We start from the raw sequence: 14098 nt of genomic DNA on the forward strand, positions 1-14098 counted from the left end.
ATTTCTATTTCAATGGAGGCAGAAATGGACGAAAAAGATTGGCTCATCCTGCAGACAATCCATAAAGAACGGAATATTACGAAAGCTGCGGAACAGTTGTATATCTCGCAGCCTTCATTGACGTACAGGATTCAGCAGCTGGAAAAAGAATTTGCTGTAAAAATCCTATCACGAAGAAAGAGAGGAGTGGATTTTACATCTGAAGGGGAATATTTAGTGGAATATGCCAATAGGATGATTCATCAGCTAAGGGAAACGAAGGATTTTCTCAGCAGCATGGAGGGTGAGGTAAGAGGAGCATTAAGGCTTGGAGTCTCACAAACGTATGCCAGATATAAATTGCCTGAAATACTGGCTGCATTTCTAATTCAATATCCACAGGTAGACCTGAAGTTAAAAACCGGCTTCAGCTATGAAGTAATCCAAATGGTTCATAAAGAAGAAGCGAATATTGGCATCGTCCGTGATCCTTATGATTGGAAGGGGCCAAAAATTTTAATAGATGAAGAGAGAATCTTCCTTGCTTCAAACGATAAAATCGATTTAGAACAGCTTCCATATCTGCCGAGAATAGATTATAACACCGATCCATCCTTAAAAAATATTATCGATCTTTGGTGGAAGGAAAACTTTAACCATCCTCCTACTATTACAATGGAAGTAGATATTATCGATACATGCCGTGAAATGGTTCTGAATGGGCTGGGTTATGGAATCCTGCCGGAAATTTGCCTTAAAGGCTGCACAGATCTAAACACATGGGAATTGAACTTAAAGGGTGAAACGCTTTACCGGAAAACATGGCTTGTATTTAATGAAAGTTCACTGAATCTCTCCGTCTCAAATGCTTTTATTGAATTTATCCGCGGCAGTAAAGCATAAATTGGTTAAATGGCAGTCCGGTTCATTAAGTTGTCATAATAGCTTGTCCATAGCCATAAACATGAAATGAGTTCGAATTATTTATTTGCTATGGAGGCTTAAAACATGACAAAATTCAAACCTTTCATCGTACTAGCCGCACTGTTGTTTGCCGTCACGCTTATCGTTCCCGCCCTGCTTGTGATTCCCTTTACAGAAGGAAAAGTCAGCGGGAAACTTGGCGAGGAGCTTAAGACTGAGACGAAAAAAGAGACAGCGGCAGAAATTCCTCAAGGGCCAGCCATAGAGGTAGGGGTCTACCGCCTTGCACAGAAAAAGCTGGAGACGGTTCCGCTTGAAGAGTATATCGTCGGAGTAGTAGCATCGGAAATGCCGGCTGAGTTTGAAGAGGAGGCTTTGAAGGCTCAGGCATTGGCAGCCAGGACATTCATTGTGAAGCAGTTAATGAATAAAGATAGCGTTGAACTTCCTAAGGGGGCATTAGTTTACGATACAGTAACCCATCAGGTTTATAAAAGTGATGAGGAATTGAGACAGCAATGGAAACAAGATTATAAGTGGAAAATCGAAAAGGTAAGAGAAGCCGTTACCGAAACGCAAGGCCAGATTCTTACTTTCGACGGCTCACCGATTACAGCCTCCTTCTTTTCAACAAGCAATGGCTTTACGGAAAATTCCGAAGCTATCTGGCCAAATTCTGTTCCTTACTTAAAAAGTGTAGAAAGCAAATGGGACCTGCATTCTCCGAAGTTTAACGGCAGAGAGGTATTCACAGTCCAGGATTTTGAAAGGAAATTGGGTGTACAGCTTCCTAATGATAGCACGATTGGCACCGTAACTGAACGCACAGCCGGCCAGCGGGTCGCAAAAGTGGATATTAACGGAAAAGTCGTCAGCGGTAAAGACATCCGGGAGAAGCTTGGCCTGAAATCAACAGACTTTACCTGGGAACGCAAAGGAGACAATATCATCATCAATACCCAGGGCTACGGCCATGGAGTCGGCATGAGCCAATACGGCGCAAACGGCATGGCAGTTGAAGGAAAGAGCTACAAAGAAATCGTTGCCCATTATTATAAAGGGGTGGAAATTGCCGCTTCTGACCAGCTGCTGACGAAAGTCACGGCTAAGAAATAAGGAAAAGAGCTGATTCATTGAATCAGCTCTTTCAATTTGCTTTATTAAAAAAACCAAGAAAATTAGCAAGCTTTTTAAACTTCCCATAAAAAAGAGCCCGGCTGATCAAATACCAGCACACCAGCACACCGGTAATATCCTTGACAGCGTCAATCACAGTAGCAGACCGATAAGGTACAAACGATTGATGAATTTCATCGAGAATCCCGTAAAAGCAAGCCAATACGGCCAATAAAATATTTACTCCCGGGGTTAGCTTAAATACTGTTAAAGCAGCTAAAACCAGAAGAACATACAAAATACCAAACTCAATCAGATGCATAGATTCTTTTAAAAAACGGTCCACCGCCAGATCCGGCAGCTCCACCACTGCATCTGCCGGCATGCTGGACAGGACCCAAATAAGCGCCATATAAAGGAAAGGCAGCACCCGTATTATCCACTTAACCATCTATAAGTAACTCCTTATAAATTTTTTCCCAAATCATGCATAATCCGAAAACCTTTGTCGAAAAATAAGCCCAAAAAATTTTTTTGAGAAATGTATATAATCCTCTCAATCTGTTCAGACTGATTGCTGAGGTGATGATAAATGAGAGAGGAAGAAAAGAAACGATCTTCTCAAGATTCCAGCTTTAAACGCTTTATGAAGAAGCGGTGGGCATTCCCAGCTATCTACATTGCAAGTGCAGCAATCATTCTAACCGGTGTTCTTTGGTATCAAACAAGCGACAACGCTACAGACACTGACAGCTACGATTACGAAGCCACTGATATTACCGGCAAAAAGTACGACGAGCCAGCATTGGAAGTTAACCGCGCAATGGAAAACTTCGTAATGCCTGTCAAAGATCCAGACTCAGCTGTCATTCAAAAACAATTCTATGACTATGACGGCAAGGCTGAAGAACAGGAAGCTGCTCTAGTATTTTACAATAACACATACCATCCGAACACAGGTATTGATATTGCTACAAAGGATGGAGAAACTTTTGATGTCCTTGCTGCATTAAGCGGAAAAGTAACTAAGGTAGAAGAAGATTCACTTTTGGGCAATGTCATTGAAGTGGAGCATGACAAAGGAATTGTAACACAATATCAATCTGTTACAGAGATGAATGTTAAGGTTGGCGACCAGGTAGAACAAGGTGATGCCCTTGCGAAGGCAGGCGAAAGCTTGTTTAATGAAGAAGCAGGCGTACATGTACACTTTGAAATCCGTAAAGACGGAATGCCGGTCAATCCGCTTGATTACTTCAATAAGCCGCTTAGCTCTTTACAGGAGTTAGACACAACTGACAAAGCTAATGCTGAAGAAAACAGCGGTGCAACTGAAGGAAACGACGAAGCTGCTCCTTCTGAGGACAAGTCAGCTGAAGAGTCTGGCAAAACGGAAGACGAAGGTTCTGCTGAAGAACCTGCGGATGAAAATGCCGGAAATACGGAAGAAGACGAGTCTGCTGATACAGAAGAAGATCCAGCTGGAACTTCTGAAGACGAAGGTCAAACTGACGACCAAGTTGAGGAAGACACTGCAACTGAATCAACTGACGCATAATGATAGGGAGTCTGCCGAAATGGCGGGCTCTTTTTTTGACAGAATGTATGAATCCTGAAGTTTGATAACTGTCTAGTGCAAGCAGCCTGCCCCCTCGATTTGTAGGGGTGGGCAAGGCGCTTCCGCTTTTCTTTTGACAGGTACCACCCGATTTTTGTCGAATCAACATTTTTTAGACAATTCTGCCATTATCCTGTATAATATTTCGGAAAGCGAAGAGTTATACAGGGGGAGAAATATGAAGAAACTTCTATTAACCGGATTTGAACCTTTTCTTGATTTTCCAATCAATCCGACGGAAAAGATTGTAAATGCATTGGATGGCAAAGCTGTTGGAGACTATGAAATTATGGGGCACCTTTTGCCGGTGGATTTTAATCTCGCCCCTAAGGAAATAGCAGAGGAAGTAATGGCGAAAAAACCGGATGCAGTGATTTCTCTTGGACTGGCAGCTGGCCGTACAGCCATCACACCTGAAAGAATCGCGATCAATTGCCAGGACGGGGAGCCGGATAATAGCGGAGTCGCCCCTGAAGACAAACTGATAGAGGAAAATGGTCCCGATGGCTATTTTTCAACGCTTCCAATCCGCCGGATGGTTAATAGGCTTAAAGAAGCGGGATATCCTTCTGCCATCTCGAACTCAGCGGGGACTTATTTATGCAATAACGTTATGTACTCTGTGCTTCATCTGCTAAAATCCGCAAACACTGAAGTACCGGCGGGTTTTGTGCATATTCCTGCTTCCCACGAGCTGGCAGCTGCCAGCAAAAAAGGCATGGCAAGCTGGTCTGATTCAGATTTGCTGGAGGCAATTACTCTTATCATCAAAGAATTGGATTAAAGAGCCGGACAGGCTCTTTTTTTCGAAGTTTTTATTATCACTATAGTGTTTTCCTCTAATGCCCTAAAGCCTCCGCCATCCATACTTGCGGACAAAAACCCTTAAGTATCAATGGGAGCAGTTGGTTCTTTTAAAAAATTTAATATATTTCCAGCATGTACTTGACCTGGAAATGATTTTTGTACATAATGAAGTATGAATTTTCTTAAAATTAAATGAAGTCAGAAAATAACTCGGATGACTATTTTAAAACTTAAAGCAGAAAGCGGCAAAAAATGACAGCGCTTTCTAAAAAGGAGGGAACCAAATTGCTTACGTTAATGTCTATGATGATTATTACAGGTATCTGCCTTTTTCTAGCTTTAAGAAAGAAAAGACCAATCTTCCTGGCAGTTCCATTTCTATCAATCTTTGCTTACTTCCTCGTTCAAATCATTCTTGTTCCCGCACCTTTCATGGATACAGTCAAATTTATTTTCAGTTTAAGGTAATGGTTTTGTCCGGGTCCGGATAACGGATCCGGTGAAATAGCGGCGATTCAGCTGCAGATAACCGATAAAGGAGTGATTCCTGACAATAAAGTCTGTTAATCAGAATCAAGAGTGCGAATTTATCATTTTTACCGGGGGTGGAGTTTTGAAAAAATTGATAAAAAAGTAGCAGACAGTTATTTCCGCGAAAAGACTCGGAACATGATCATTTATTTTGCTATTGGATTTCTTGCCTCTTTTGGCGTGGTCTTTTTTGCAGAACCATTAAGCGATATTTCGATTAACGGATTTCCATTCCATTACTTCATGGGCGCACAGGGCGCGGTCCTGACCTTTATCATTCTGCTGTTCGTTAATGCCAAAATGGGGGATGCCATTGACCGGAAATATGGAATTGATGAAAACAAAAATGAACAGATTAGCTCAGGGAAAGTTCTTGATCATTAATTAATGAAAAATGAGCGGCTGTTCAAGCCGCCGCTATAAATAGAGAAAAAAGGGGCGTCATATAAATTTTTTACGGAATAAAGGGGGATGTCTTTGGATACACAATTTTTGGTCTCATTATCCATTATTTTAGCTACATTTGCTTTATATATTGGAATAGCCATTTATAATAAGGCAAAAGAAACATCGGAGTTCTATGTTGCCGGCCGCGGGGTGCCGCCAGTCTTTAATGGAATGGCGATAGGCGCCGACTGGATGAGTGCCGCTTCCTTTATCGGGATGGCGGGAACGATCATGCTCCTGGGCTATGACGGTCTTGCCTATATTATGGGCTGGACGGGCGGATATCTGCTCTTAACCTTCCTTTTGGCACCACAGCTGAGGAAATACGGCCGCTACACGGTTCCTGAATTCATCGGTGACCGGTTTGACAGCCACACAGCCCGTGTGATTGCAGCCCTTTGTACGATCATTATCAGCTTCACTTATTCGATTGGCCAGCTTTCCGGTTCAGGAGTGGTTATTGGCCGCCTGTTTGAAATTGATGCGAAGCTTGGAACCATGATCGGTGTCGTTCTTATTGCCTTTTATGCTGCATTCGGCGGTATGAAGGGGATTACTTGGACGCAGGTTGCTCAGTATGTCATTTTGATTATCGCATATATCATTCCAGTCGTTTTCATGTCCCTTCAAATTACAGGAAACCCGGCCCCATGGCTTTCTTATGGGGAGCTTGTCGGTAAAATGGGTGAACTTGACCGGGAGCTTGGAATCTCTGAATATTTTGCACCATTTACAAATGGAACAAAGTGGCAGTTCCTGGCTCTTATGTTTACACTGATGGCTGGTACAGCCGGTCTTCCGCACGTAATTGTCCGTTTCTATACGGTATCAACGATGAAGGCCGCCCGCTGGTCTGGGGCATGGGCATTGCTGTTCATCGGCTTGCTTTATCTATCTGCACCTGCATACTCTGCATTCTCCCGTTTCATTTTAATGACACAGGTTGCCGGCAGCAAAATTACAGAACTGCCTGCCTGGACGAAGACATGGGTTGATACAGGCAAGCTGCAAGTAGCTGATGGTAATGGCGATGGGGTACTGCAATGGAATGAACTCATTATCTCGAACGATATAGTCGTTATGGCGACACCTGAAATTGCCAATCTTGGCATGTTTGTCATCGGTCTTGTGGCGGCTGGGGCAATGGCTGCTGCATTATCAACAGCCGGCGGTTTGATGATTGCGATATCTTCTGCCTTTGCCCACGATATTTTTTACCGGGTGCTAAAACCGAATTCAACTGAAAAGACACGTCTTTCTGTTGCTCGCTGGTCCATTGTAATCGCCACTCTTTTAGCAGGTGTAATCGCACTTAACCCTCCAGGAGCGATTACGCAAATTGTTGCCTGGGCATTCGCACTCGCGACCGGAACATTCTTCCCTGCGCTCGTTCTGGGGGTCTGGTGGAAGCGTTCAAACTCACAGGGGTTATTGCCGGCTTGCTGGTCGGATTAGGTGTAACTTTGGCTTACATCTTTGCAGCTAAATATGGCGGCTTCACCATCCTGGGTATTATTGATACAGGTGCTGGTGTGTTTGGTGCCGCTGCAGCATTTGCAGCTAATATCATTGTTTCTCTCATGACAGCTGCCCCTTCGCAAAAAATTCAGGAGGAGGTTATGGATCTTCGCTATCCGGAGCAAATGGTCTACAAAGATGGTGAAGTATGGATGAACGATGATGGATCAAAATCTGTATAACCTATACCATTTGGAGGCTGTGCGGTTTCACCCCTTTTTTCAAGGGGTGGAATTTGACACAGCCCTTTCACTTCTATCTTTGTGTGAAGTCCGCCGCTATGGGAAAAATGAAATTATCCTGAAAAAAGATAAACCGCGTGAAGGCCTTCTGCTCCTCTTAGAAGGTCTTTCAGAGGTATTGGTAAAAAATGAACATAATGGACGGGAAGAAGTGCTTGAAGTAGTCCAGGCAGGGGAAATGATTGGTTTTTCCAGCCTCGCCGATTTCCTGGGGGTTTCCAAAAAGATCGATACAGAGTCAATGGTCGAAGTCAAAGCCTCCAGCGAGGTAAGGGCGATGTTCATTCCGTTTGAAGTGGTGAGAAAAAGATGGGATGACCCTGCTGTTCATGATTACTTGCTGACACAGGTAGTCATCAGATTGAAAGATGTTTACGCTTCTCTTGCAGAACAGGTAAAACTTGCGACAGATCATGGAGAAAATGACCCATTCATAATCCGGGTTCAGGATGTCATGAGTACTGAGGCGGCTGCAGTCAGTCCGGGCGCATCCATTCAGGAGGCCGCTAAATTAATGCATAATAGTAAAATAAGTTCGATCCTCGTTGCAGAGAATGACTGCTTGTTAGGGATTATTACGGAAAGAGACATAGTGGAACGGGTAGCTGCTGCAGGTGCTGATTTATCTGCTCAGGCAAGAACCATTATGACAGAAAATCCAGTCACGATATCAAGGTTTGCGTATTATTATGAGGCCCTTTCACTGATTCTGTTTAAGGGCGTCAAACACCTGCCTGTCAAGGAAGATTCTAAGGTGGTAGGGATTGTGACGCTATCAGATTTGCTGAGAAAGAAAAACGAGAATGTGATGAAGACTGTTCGACAAATTGAAAAAGCCGACCGGGACAATCTTCCGCAAATCAAAACGTGCATATATGACATTATTGATTCTTTAATAAGTGATCGTGTTCCCATATTAAAAATGCTTGAAATCATTACAAAGCTATACGATCGTCTGGCAGCAAGGATTATAGCTCTATCTATTTCTGAACTGAGAGAAAAAGGTTTACAGCAGCCATGCAAATTTGTTTTCTATCAAATGGGCTCAAGCGGCCGTGGAGAACAGTTCATGCTCACAGACCAGGATCATTTCCTCGTTTATGAGAGTCAATCAGAAGAAGCCACGGCATTTTTTGAAGAGCTGGGAAAAAGAATCACCTCTAATATGGAAGCAGCTGGCTATGCACGCTGCAAAGGGCTCATGATGTGCAGTGAACAGAAATGGCGCGGCTCATTGACAGTATGGAAAGAGAGGCTGCGAACATGGATGCTCCATTCAACAAATGACCATTTATTATTAGCGCAAAACTTCTTCTCCTATCGGCTAATTGCGGGGAGTGAAGGGCTGCATGCGGAATTTGAAGCGCTGGCCGCTGAACAGGTTAAGCGGTCCAGAATTTTTTTATACCGGCTGGCACAGCTGGAAAAGGAACATGCCATACCCGCCCTGGATCAGCCGATCCGATCCCTATTCAAGCTGCATCGAAAGAACATCGATATGAAAAAAGATATTCTATTTCCCTATCATCATAGTCTGCAGATCCTGTCACTTATACATGGAAAACTATCAGGCACACCAATGGAAAAAATAGATTTCCTGCAGGAGAAGCAGGTGTTCTCAAAGGAGTTTGCATCCGATTTGAAGGAAGCGGTAAGCACAATTATGACATTGTATGTCACCCAGCGATGGCAGCAGGAGAAAGCAGGTGCCTCTTTCTCTTCCGTTATATCATTTACAAGAATGTCTACCCGCGAAAAAGAAGAATTGATTCTAAGCTTAAAGACATTAAGGGAGCTGCAGAGCCAGGCAATCGCAAGATTCTCTCTATAGATCTGAAGGAGGCTGGTATGTTTTTTCTCAGAAAGAATGTGACATGTTCCTTAACGTATGAGAATATTCCGTTATCCACGCCGCTTGAAGATCTGAGTTTTATTGTATTTGATACTGAAACAACAGGATTTCAAGTATCTGCAGCAGACCGGATCATTGAGATTGGTGCCGTCCCGGTAAAAGGATTTCAAGTGCAGGAAAAGGACCTTTTTCAGACATATGTTAACCCAAAACGACAAATTTCTCGGGAAATAAGAGAATTAACCTCTATTTCCGATGAGCTGGTTAAAGATGCCCCGCAGGCATTGGAAGCCATTCTAAGCTTTTTGATTATGTTGAATCAAGGGAAGCTGTATGCCTGGTTGGCCATTATGTAGGCTTTGATGCACTTGCTATCAAAAGTGAATTTAAGCGCGAAAAGCTTGCTTTGAAAAATTTCCTTACTATTGACACGCTGGATTTAATTGGCTTTATCGCCCCGTCCTATGATATGCGCGACCTTGAGAGATATGCCATGGCATTCGGCACCCGCATATATGACCGCCATAGTGCAGTAGGGGATGCTTTAACTACCGCATACCTATATGTTGAATTGCTCTTTCAGTTTCAGCAGAGGGGCCAAAAAACCTGGGGGAATTGATTAAAGCAACCGACAGTCAAATGAGATCCCTATTTTAATGACAGTGGTTGGAATGTTGGTGAGTGGATGAGTGATGCGGTTAAACCAGTGGAAAGCCGGCAGAATGCGGCTTTCCATGCCTTTACTGTATATCGATCAGTGAACCGTCCTTATAAACCACCAGGACTTCTTTTCCTGACATTTTTTGATAGGTTTGTGCTGTTCCATAAGGTACCTTCAGTGTGAAATAATCATCCCCATTTTTAAATTCCACCGTAAAATTGTCTGCCGCACCAGTGATGACTGCTTTTATTTTGGAAATATCCCCTTTAATGGTCAATTTCTGATTAATGAGTACCATATCACTTTTTAACTTGTTTAATCTTTTCAGTTCATTGACATTCATGCGGTAGCGCTTTGCGATTCCCCATAGTGTATCGCCCGGCACCACGGTATAAACAGCTGTCTCATTATTGAACGGTTCTTCTGTATGACGCTCAGTCCGAACCTCCAGTGATTGCCCTGGATGAATTGTGTCAGACTTCAGATGGTTAACCGCCTTCAATTCTTTAACAGTCATATCATGTTCCCTGGAGATTTTATATAATGTATCTCCATGCTTCACTTTGTAGGTGCCTGTCAATGCCTGAGCTTCTTTTGATGAAACGCTGAAACCGGCTGATGCGATTACTGCAGCGAACACAGTGCTGGCTGCCGCCATTCCTCTTGCTTTTATCTTCTTTCTTTTATCGTTTAGAATTCTTTCCTTGCGTGTTTGCATACTATGTTCATCCTATCCGTTGGAATATAATGGTTTTATAACCAATTAAATGAATTGTTTTCCGAGAAAAATAGTACGGTAAAAATATCCGGTTCACAATAGGGAGGAGTTCCTGGCTCTTTACCCTTGTTTCCGATGATGTATATAGTTCAATCCACTCTGCAATTCCTAGATTTATGCATTTATCTGATTCTAAAGAAATTGTTTATGTCTATAGAAATGAATGATCCGGCAATGAAGGGTTTTGATGGATATGCGGGAAAAGTACTGGATTTTATTAATGAAGCAATTAAAATTAGGAAAGTCTTCACTGGTCTTTAGGCTGCTTATTTTTCAAATACCCCAAAGGATTTTTGAAAACATTTCTGATTTTTGGCCTCCAGATGTCCTATTTTCAAAAAATTTACACAAAACCTTGTCCCTATTGAGTTTTTCGTGCATATTACCTCAACCAAGCTAATAAACTGTTACAAACCTTACAAAGAGAATGTATGAGGTGAGGGATCGTTTTACTAAAACTAATGAATATGTTGAGGACATGTTTAATTATCGCAAGCTGAAAGCAAGCCTTTCAGGCGCATGCACGATTAAGCTCATTTAATCATGAATCCATGCGGAATACAGTTAAAAACCAGACAGAAAGCGAGTCTCATTTCACACTTCTCACATCCAAATCGGGGAGGGCGAGTGGTGTGCACGATTACATCAAAGAGAGAACTATCAAGATTGGAAAGTATATCGTGGAGACGAAAAAACGGTTCGCGTAATCGCGAAGGAGTTTGGCGTATCCAAAAGTACAGTCCATAAAGACTTGACGGAAAGACTACCTGAAATCAATCCTGAACTGGCAAACGAAGTAAAGGAAATCCTGGATTATCATAAATCGATCCGCCATCTGCGCGGCGGCGAAGCCACAAAAATGAAATACAAAAAAGAGGAAATGGAAGAAGAGCCAGTTAAATGAAAAGATTCAAAAGGCGCTGATAAAGGCGTCAAAGGCTAAAGACTGCTGTTTTTAGCAGTATCATGGCAATTTTTGTTTTGCTGTACATGATGAACCTTCATGCGGCTCCGGGGGCTAAAAGATCATAAGCTGTTTCCATGGCCTGAACCAAGGCTTTGCTATATGGATTTAAGCCCCTTCCTAAGTCGCCTGCATCTATTTCCCCATTTCGACAAAAACCCTCAAAAAGTCTCACAAAATCTGTCAAAATGTTACTGCTTTCACAAGGAATGTGTTAAAATATAAAATTAGGATAGAACTTGGTTCGTAAAGACTAGGACTCCTAATGAGAACGCCGGGCAAAATCATTTCTTTTTAAAAAGAACTGATTTTTTTGCGTGGCTTAAACTGCAGTTGCGAATAATGACTTGAACATCTAACTAAAAATTTATAAGCGAAGTTCGCTTTAAGAATGCCTAAATAGAGAGAGCCTTCAAAGGTGCGGACAGAAGCTGGCCATTTTGCAAGGAGGAAAAAGAGAAATGTTTGCTAGGGATATTGGGATTGATTTAGGAACTGCCAACGTGCTAATCCACGTTAAAGGACGCGGAATTGTGCTGAATGAACCATCTGTAGTGGCAATTGATAAAAATACAAACAAAGTACTGGCCGTCGGGGAAGAGGCGCGCCGCATGGTCGGACGCACACCAGGGAACATTGTGGCAATCCGCCCGCTAAAAGACGGTGTTATTGCCGACTTTGATGTGACAGAAGCGATGCTGAAGCACTTTATCAATAAACTGAATGTTAAAGGCTTCTTATCAAAGCCGCGCATTTTAATCTGCTGCCCGACAAATGTTACAGGTGTTGAGCAGAAGGCGATTAGGGAAGCTGCTGAAAAAAGCGGCGGCAAAAAGATATATCTTGAAGAAGAACCAAAAGTTGCGGCAATCGGAGCAGGCATGGATATCTTCCAGCCGAGCGGAAACATGGTTGTCGATATCGGCGGCGGTACAACAGATGTAGCGGTTTTATCAATGGGAGACATTGTTACGTCTTCTTCTATTAAGATGGCCGGAGATAAATTTGACAACGAAATTCTTCAATATATCAAAAAAGAATACAAGCTTCTAATCGGCGAAAGAACTGCCGAAAATATTAAAGTAACAATCGGGACCGTATTTCCTGGCGGCAAAAGCGAGGAAATGGAAATCCGGGGCCGTGACATGGTTTCAGGTCTGCCGAGAACGATTACCGTACGCTCTGAAGAAGTTCAGGGTGCTCTGGCAGAATCTGTTGATGTCATCGTACAGGCTGCCAAAAGCGTGCTTGAACGCACACCGCCTGAACTGTCTGCAGATATCATCGACCGCGGGGTTATTTTAACAGGCGGGGGGCCCTTCTTCACGGAATCGACCAGCTTCTGGCTGAAGAGCTGAAAGTCCCTGTTTTAATTGCAGAAAACCCGATGGATTGCGTAGCCGTTGGAACAGGTATCATGCTTGATAATATTGATAAGCTTCCAAAGAAGAAGCTTGTATAATTGTGGACCCGTCTTTTTGGCGGGTTTTTCTTTTGGGAACAGCTCAAGTGCTGTTTTTGCACGAAGTGACCAATAAATTTAGAAATCCACCGGTAAAATTCTAAATTGGCCGATAAATAAAAAATGTGACCGGTAAAAATGAAATCTGACCGATATCAATAAGTGAATATCTTTAGTAAACTTTCTCCTATTCCAGCCGATTAAAAAAAGGTACAGCTTTTTTCAAAATCTGACTCAATTCTTCAAAATTTTTAATGTTTATTGTCGGAAAGTTTCTTATAATAGAGGTAAATAGATGTTCGGAATTGCAATTTAGAGGTGATTAAAGATGTTTAGAGGTTTCTACACGGCTGCTTCCGGGATGCTTGCGCAGCAGCGGAGGACAGAAGTGCTGACGAATAATATGGCGAATGCCAATACACCAGGTTTTAAAGCAGATCAGACAAGCTTAAGGGCTTTTCCTGAGATGCTTTTGCAGCGAATTGGCCAGAAGACAGTTCCGACCGAGAAAGGCCTTAATCTTCCTGTTAATCAGGAAGTGGGCAGCCTGAATTCAGGGGTCTATATGCAGGAGACACTGCCATCCTTCATGCAGGGAGATATGAAGGAAACAGGCCTGAATACGGACCTGGCCTTGCTTGATCTTAATCTTCCCGTTAATCCGGATACTGGCTTAAGTGGATCTGTCTTTTATACAGCAGCAGGTATTGATGGCGAGCAGCGCTATACAAGGAATGGAAATTTTACCCTTGATGGAGAAGGTTATTTAACGACAGCGGGCGGATTATATATTCTGGATGATGCGGGTGAACGGATTCAGCTCTCCAGTGACCGCTTTAAAGTGAGTGAAGATGGTGTGATAACAGGTGAAGCGGGTGAAACAGCGAGACTGGGCATTATGTATGCACAAAACCCTGAAAGCCTGCGTAAAGAGGGTGACGGACTGTTTGCAGTGACAGAAGAAAGCGTCCTTGAGAATGCCTATAATGCACAGAATGTCCAATTCAAGCTGCAGCAGGGCTATTTGGAGCGTTCCAATGTAGATGCTTCCCGGACGATGACAGATATGATGACCGCCTATCGCTCTTTTGAAGCAAACCAAAAGGTCCTGCAGGCTTATGACCGCAGTATGGAGAAAGCCGCAAATGAAATCGGGCGGATCGGGTAATGTCCTGCGGCAGACCCGCTAAGGGGGAAGA

10 protein-coding genes and 4 pseudogenes are annotated in these 14098 nt (G+C 43.0%); 12 read left to right on the forward strand and 2 right to left on the reverse strand.

Annotation, left to right across the window (positions count from 1 at the left end):
- Positions 1-24: 24 nt before the first annotated feature.
- Entirely contained in the window at positions 25-882 is an 858-nt protein-coding gene (locus tag M5V91_RS23790) for a LysR family transcriptional regulator (RefSeq protein WP_071157178.1), read from the forward strand.
- Between the two features lie 105 nt (positions 883-987).
- On the forward strand, positions 988-2019 hold the full coding sequence (gene spoIID, locus M5V91_RS23795; protein WP_251174295.1) for a stage II sporulation protein D: 1032 nt from the start codon (positions 988-990) through the stop codon (positions 2017-2019).
- A 31-nt stretch (positions 2020-2050) separates the two neighbouring features.
- Here the strand turns inward: spoIID and M5V91_RS23800 are convergent, their stop codons facing one another.
- Positions 2051-2470 (reverse strand): VanZ family protein, encoded by a 420-nt coding sequence (locus tag M5V91_RS23800; protein ID WP_019380634.1) that lies wholly within the window; start codon positions 2468-2470, stop codon positions 2051-2053.
- Positions 2471-2611: 141 nt separating this feature from the next.
- Here M5V91_RS23800 and spoIIQ point away from each other — a divergent pair, with 141 nt between their 5' ends.
- The 7 genes and pseudogenes from spoIIQ (at position 2612) to M5V91_RS23835 (ending at position 9691) form a co-directional block, all read left to right on the forward strand.
- Positions 2612-3577, forward strand: a complete 966-nt coding sequence (gene spoIIQ / locus M5V91_RS23805; protein WP_009332181.1) for a stage II sporulation protein SpoIIQ — start codon at positions 2612-2614, stop codon at positions 3575-3577.
- A gap of 238 nt (positions 3578-3815) precedes the next feature.
- Complete coding sequence (locus M5V91_RS23810; RefSeq protein WP_251174294.1) at positions 3816-4421, forward strand: pyroglutamyl-peptidase I; 606 nt, start codon at positions 3816-3818, stop codon at positions 4419-4421.
- Between the two features lie 308 nt (positions 4422-4729).
- Positions 4730-4912 carry a hypothetical protein gene (locus M5V91_RS23815; protein WP_009332179.1) on the forward strand — a complete coding sequence of 61 codons (183 nt, stop codon included), beginning with the start codon at positions 4730-4732 and terminating at the stop codon, positions 4910-4912.
- Positions 4913-5029: 117 nt separating this feature from the next.
- Positions 5030-5359, forward strand: a complete 330-nt coding sequence (locus M5V91_RS23820; protein ID WP_284522301.1) for a DUF4212 domain-containing protein — start codon at positions 5030-5032, stop codon at positions 5357-5359.
- 93 nt (positions 5360-5452) lie between these two features.
- Positions 5453-7122, forward strand: a pseudogene (locus M5V91_RS23825) (sodium:solute symporter family protein).
- Positions 7103-9013, forward strand: a complete 1911-nt coding sequence (locus M5V91_RS23830) for a DUF294 nucleotidyltransferase-like domain-containing protein (protein WP_251174293.1) — start codon at positions 7103-7105, stop codon at positions 9011-9013. Before M5V91_RS23825 ends, M5V91_RS23830 begins: the two are co-directional and overlap by 20 nt.
- Before the next feature lie 17 nt (positions 9014-9030).
- Positions 9031-9691, forward strand: a pseudogene (locus M5V91_RS23835) (3'-5' exonuclease).
- 83 nt (positions 9692-9774) lie between these two features.
- Here the strand turns inward: M5V91_RS23835 and M5V91_RS23840 are convergent.
- Positions 9775-10413: a LysM peptidoglycan-binding domain-containing protein gene (locus tag M5V91_RS23840; RefSeq protein WP_009332174.1), complete on the reverse strand. Its 639-nt coding sequence runs from the start codon at positions 10411-10413 to the stop codon at positions 9775-9777.
- A gap of 692 nt (positions 10414-11105) precedes the next feature.
- Here M5V91_RS23840 and spoIIID point away from each other — a divergent pair.
- From spoIIID to M5V91_RS23855, 3 genes and pseudogenes are all read left to right on the forward strand, one after another.
- A pseudogene (gene spoIIID / locus M5V91_RS23845) lies at positions 11106-11377 on the forward strand (sporulation transcriptional regulator SpoIIID).
- Between the two features lie 521 nt (positions 11378-11898).
- A pseudogene (locus M5V91_RS23850) lies at positions 11899-12899 on the forward strand (rod shape-determining protein).
- Positions 12900-13227: 328 nt separating this feature from the next.
- Positions 13228-14067 (forward strand): flagellar hook-basal body protein, encoded by an 840-nt coding sequence (locus M5V91_RS23855; RefSeq protein ID WP_251174292.1) that lies wholly within the window; start codon positions 13228-13230, stop codon positions 14065-14067.
- Positions 14068-14098 lie beyond the last annotated feature (31 nt).

Source organism: Cytobacillus pseudoceanisediminis, from assembly GCF_023516215.1.
Taxonomy (GTDB): Bacteria; Bacillota; Bacilli; order Bacillales; family Cytobacillaceae; genus Cytobacillus; species Cytobacillus pseudoceanisediminis.

What these genes read in the sequence shown, in the direction of transcription:
- M5V91_RS23790 (WP_071157178.1), top strand. Translation starts at nt 25, where the DNA reads ATGGACGAAAAAGATTGGCTCATCCTGCAGACAATCCATAAAGAACGG.
- spoIID (WP_251174295.1), top strand. Translation starts at nt 988, where the DNA reads ATGACAAAATTCAAACCTTTCATCGTACTAGCCGCACTGTTGTTTGCC.
- M5V91_RS23800 (WP_019380634.1), bottom strand. Translation starts at nt 2,470, where the DNA reads ATGGTTAAGTGGATAATACGGGTGCTGCCTTTCCTTTATATGGCGCTT.
- spoIIQ (WP_009332181.1), top strand. Translation starts at nt 2,612, where the DNA reads ATGAGAGAGGAAGAAAAGAAACGATCTTCTCAAGATTCCAGCTTTAAA.
- M5V91_RS23810 (WP_251174294.1), top strand. Translation starts at nt 3,816, where the DNA reads ATGAAGAAACTTCTATTAACCGGATTTGAACCTTTTCTTGATTTTCCA.
- M5V91_RS23830 (WP_251174293.1), top strand. Translation starts at nt 7,103, where the DNA reads ATGGATCAAAATCTGTATAACCTATACCATTTGGAGGCTGTGCGGTTT.
- M5V91_RS23840 (WP_009332174.1), bottom strand. Translation starts at nt 10,413, where the DNA reads ATGCAAACACGCAAGGAAAGAATTCTAAACGATAAAAGAAAGAAGATA.
- M5V91_RS23855 (WP_251174292.1), top strand. Translation starts at nt 13,228, where the DNA reads ATGTTTAGAGGTTTCTACACGGCTGCTTCCGGGATGCTTGCGCAGCAG.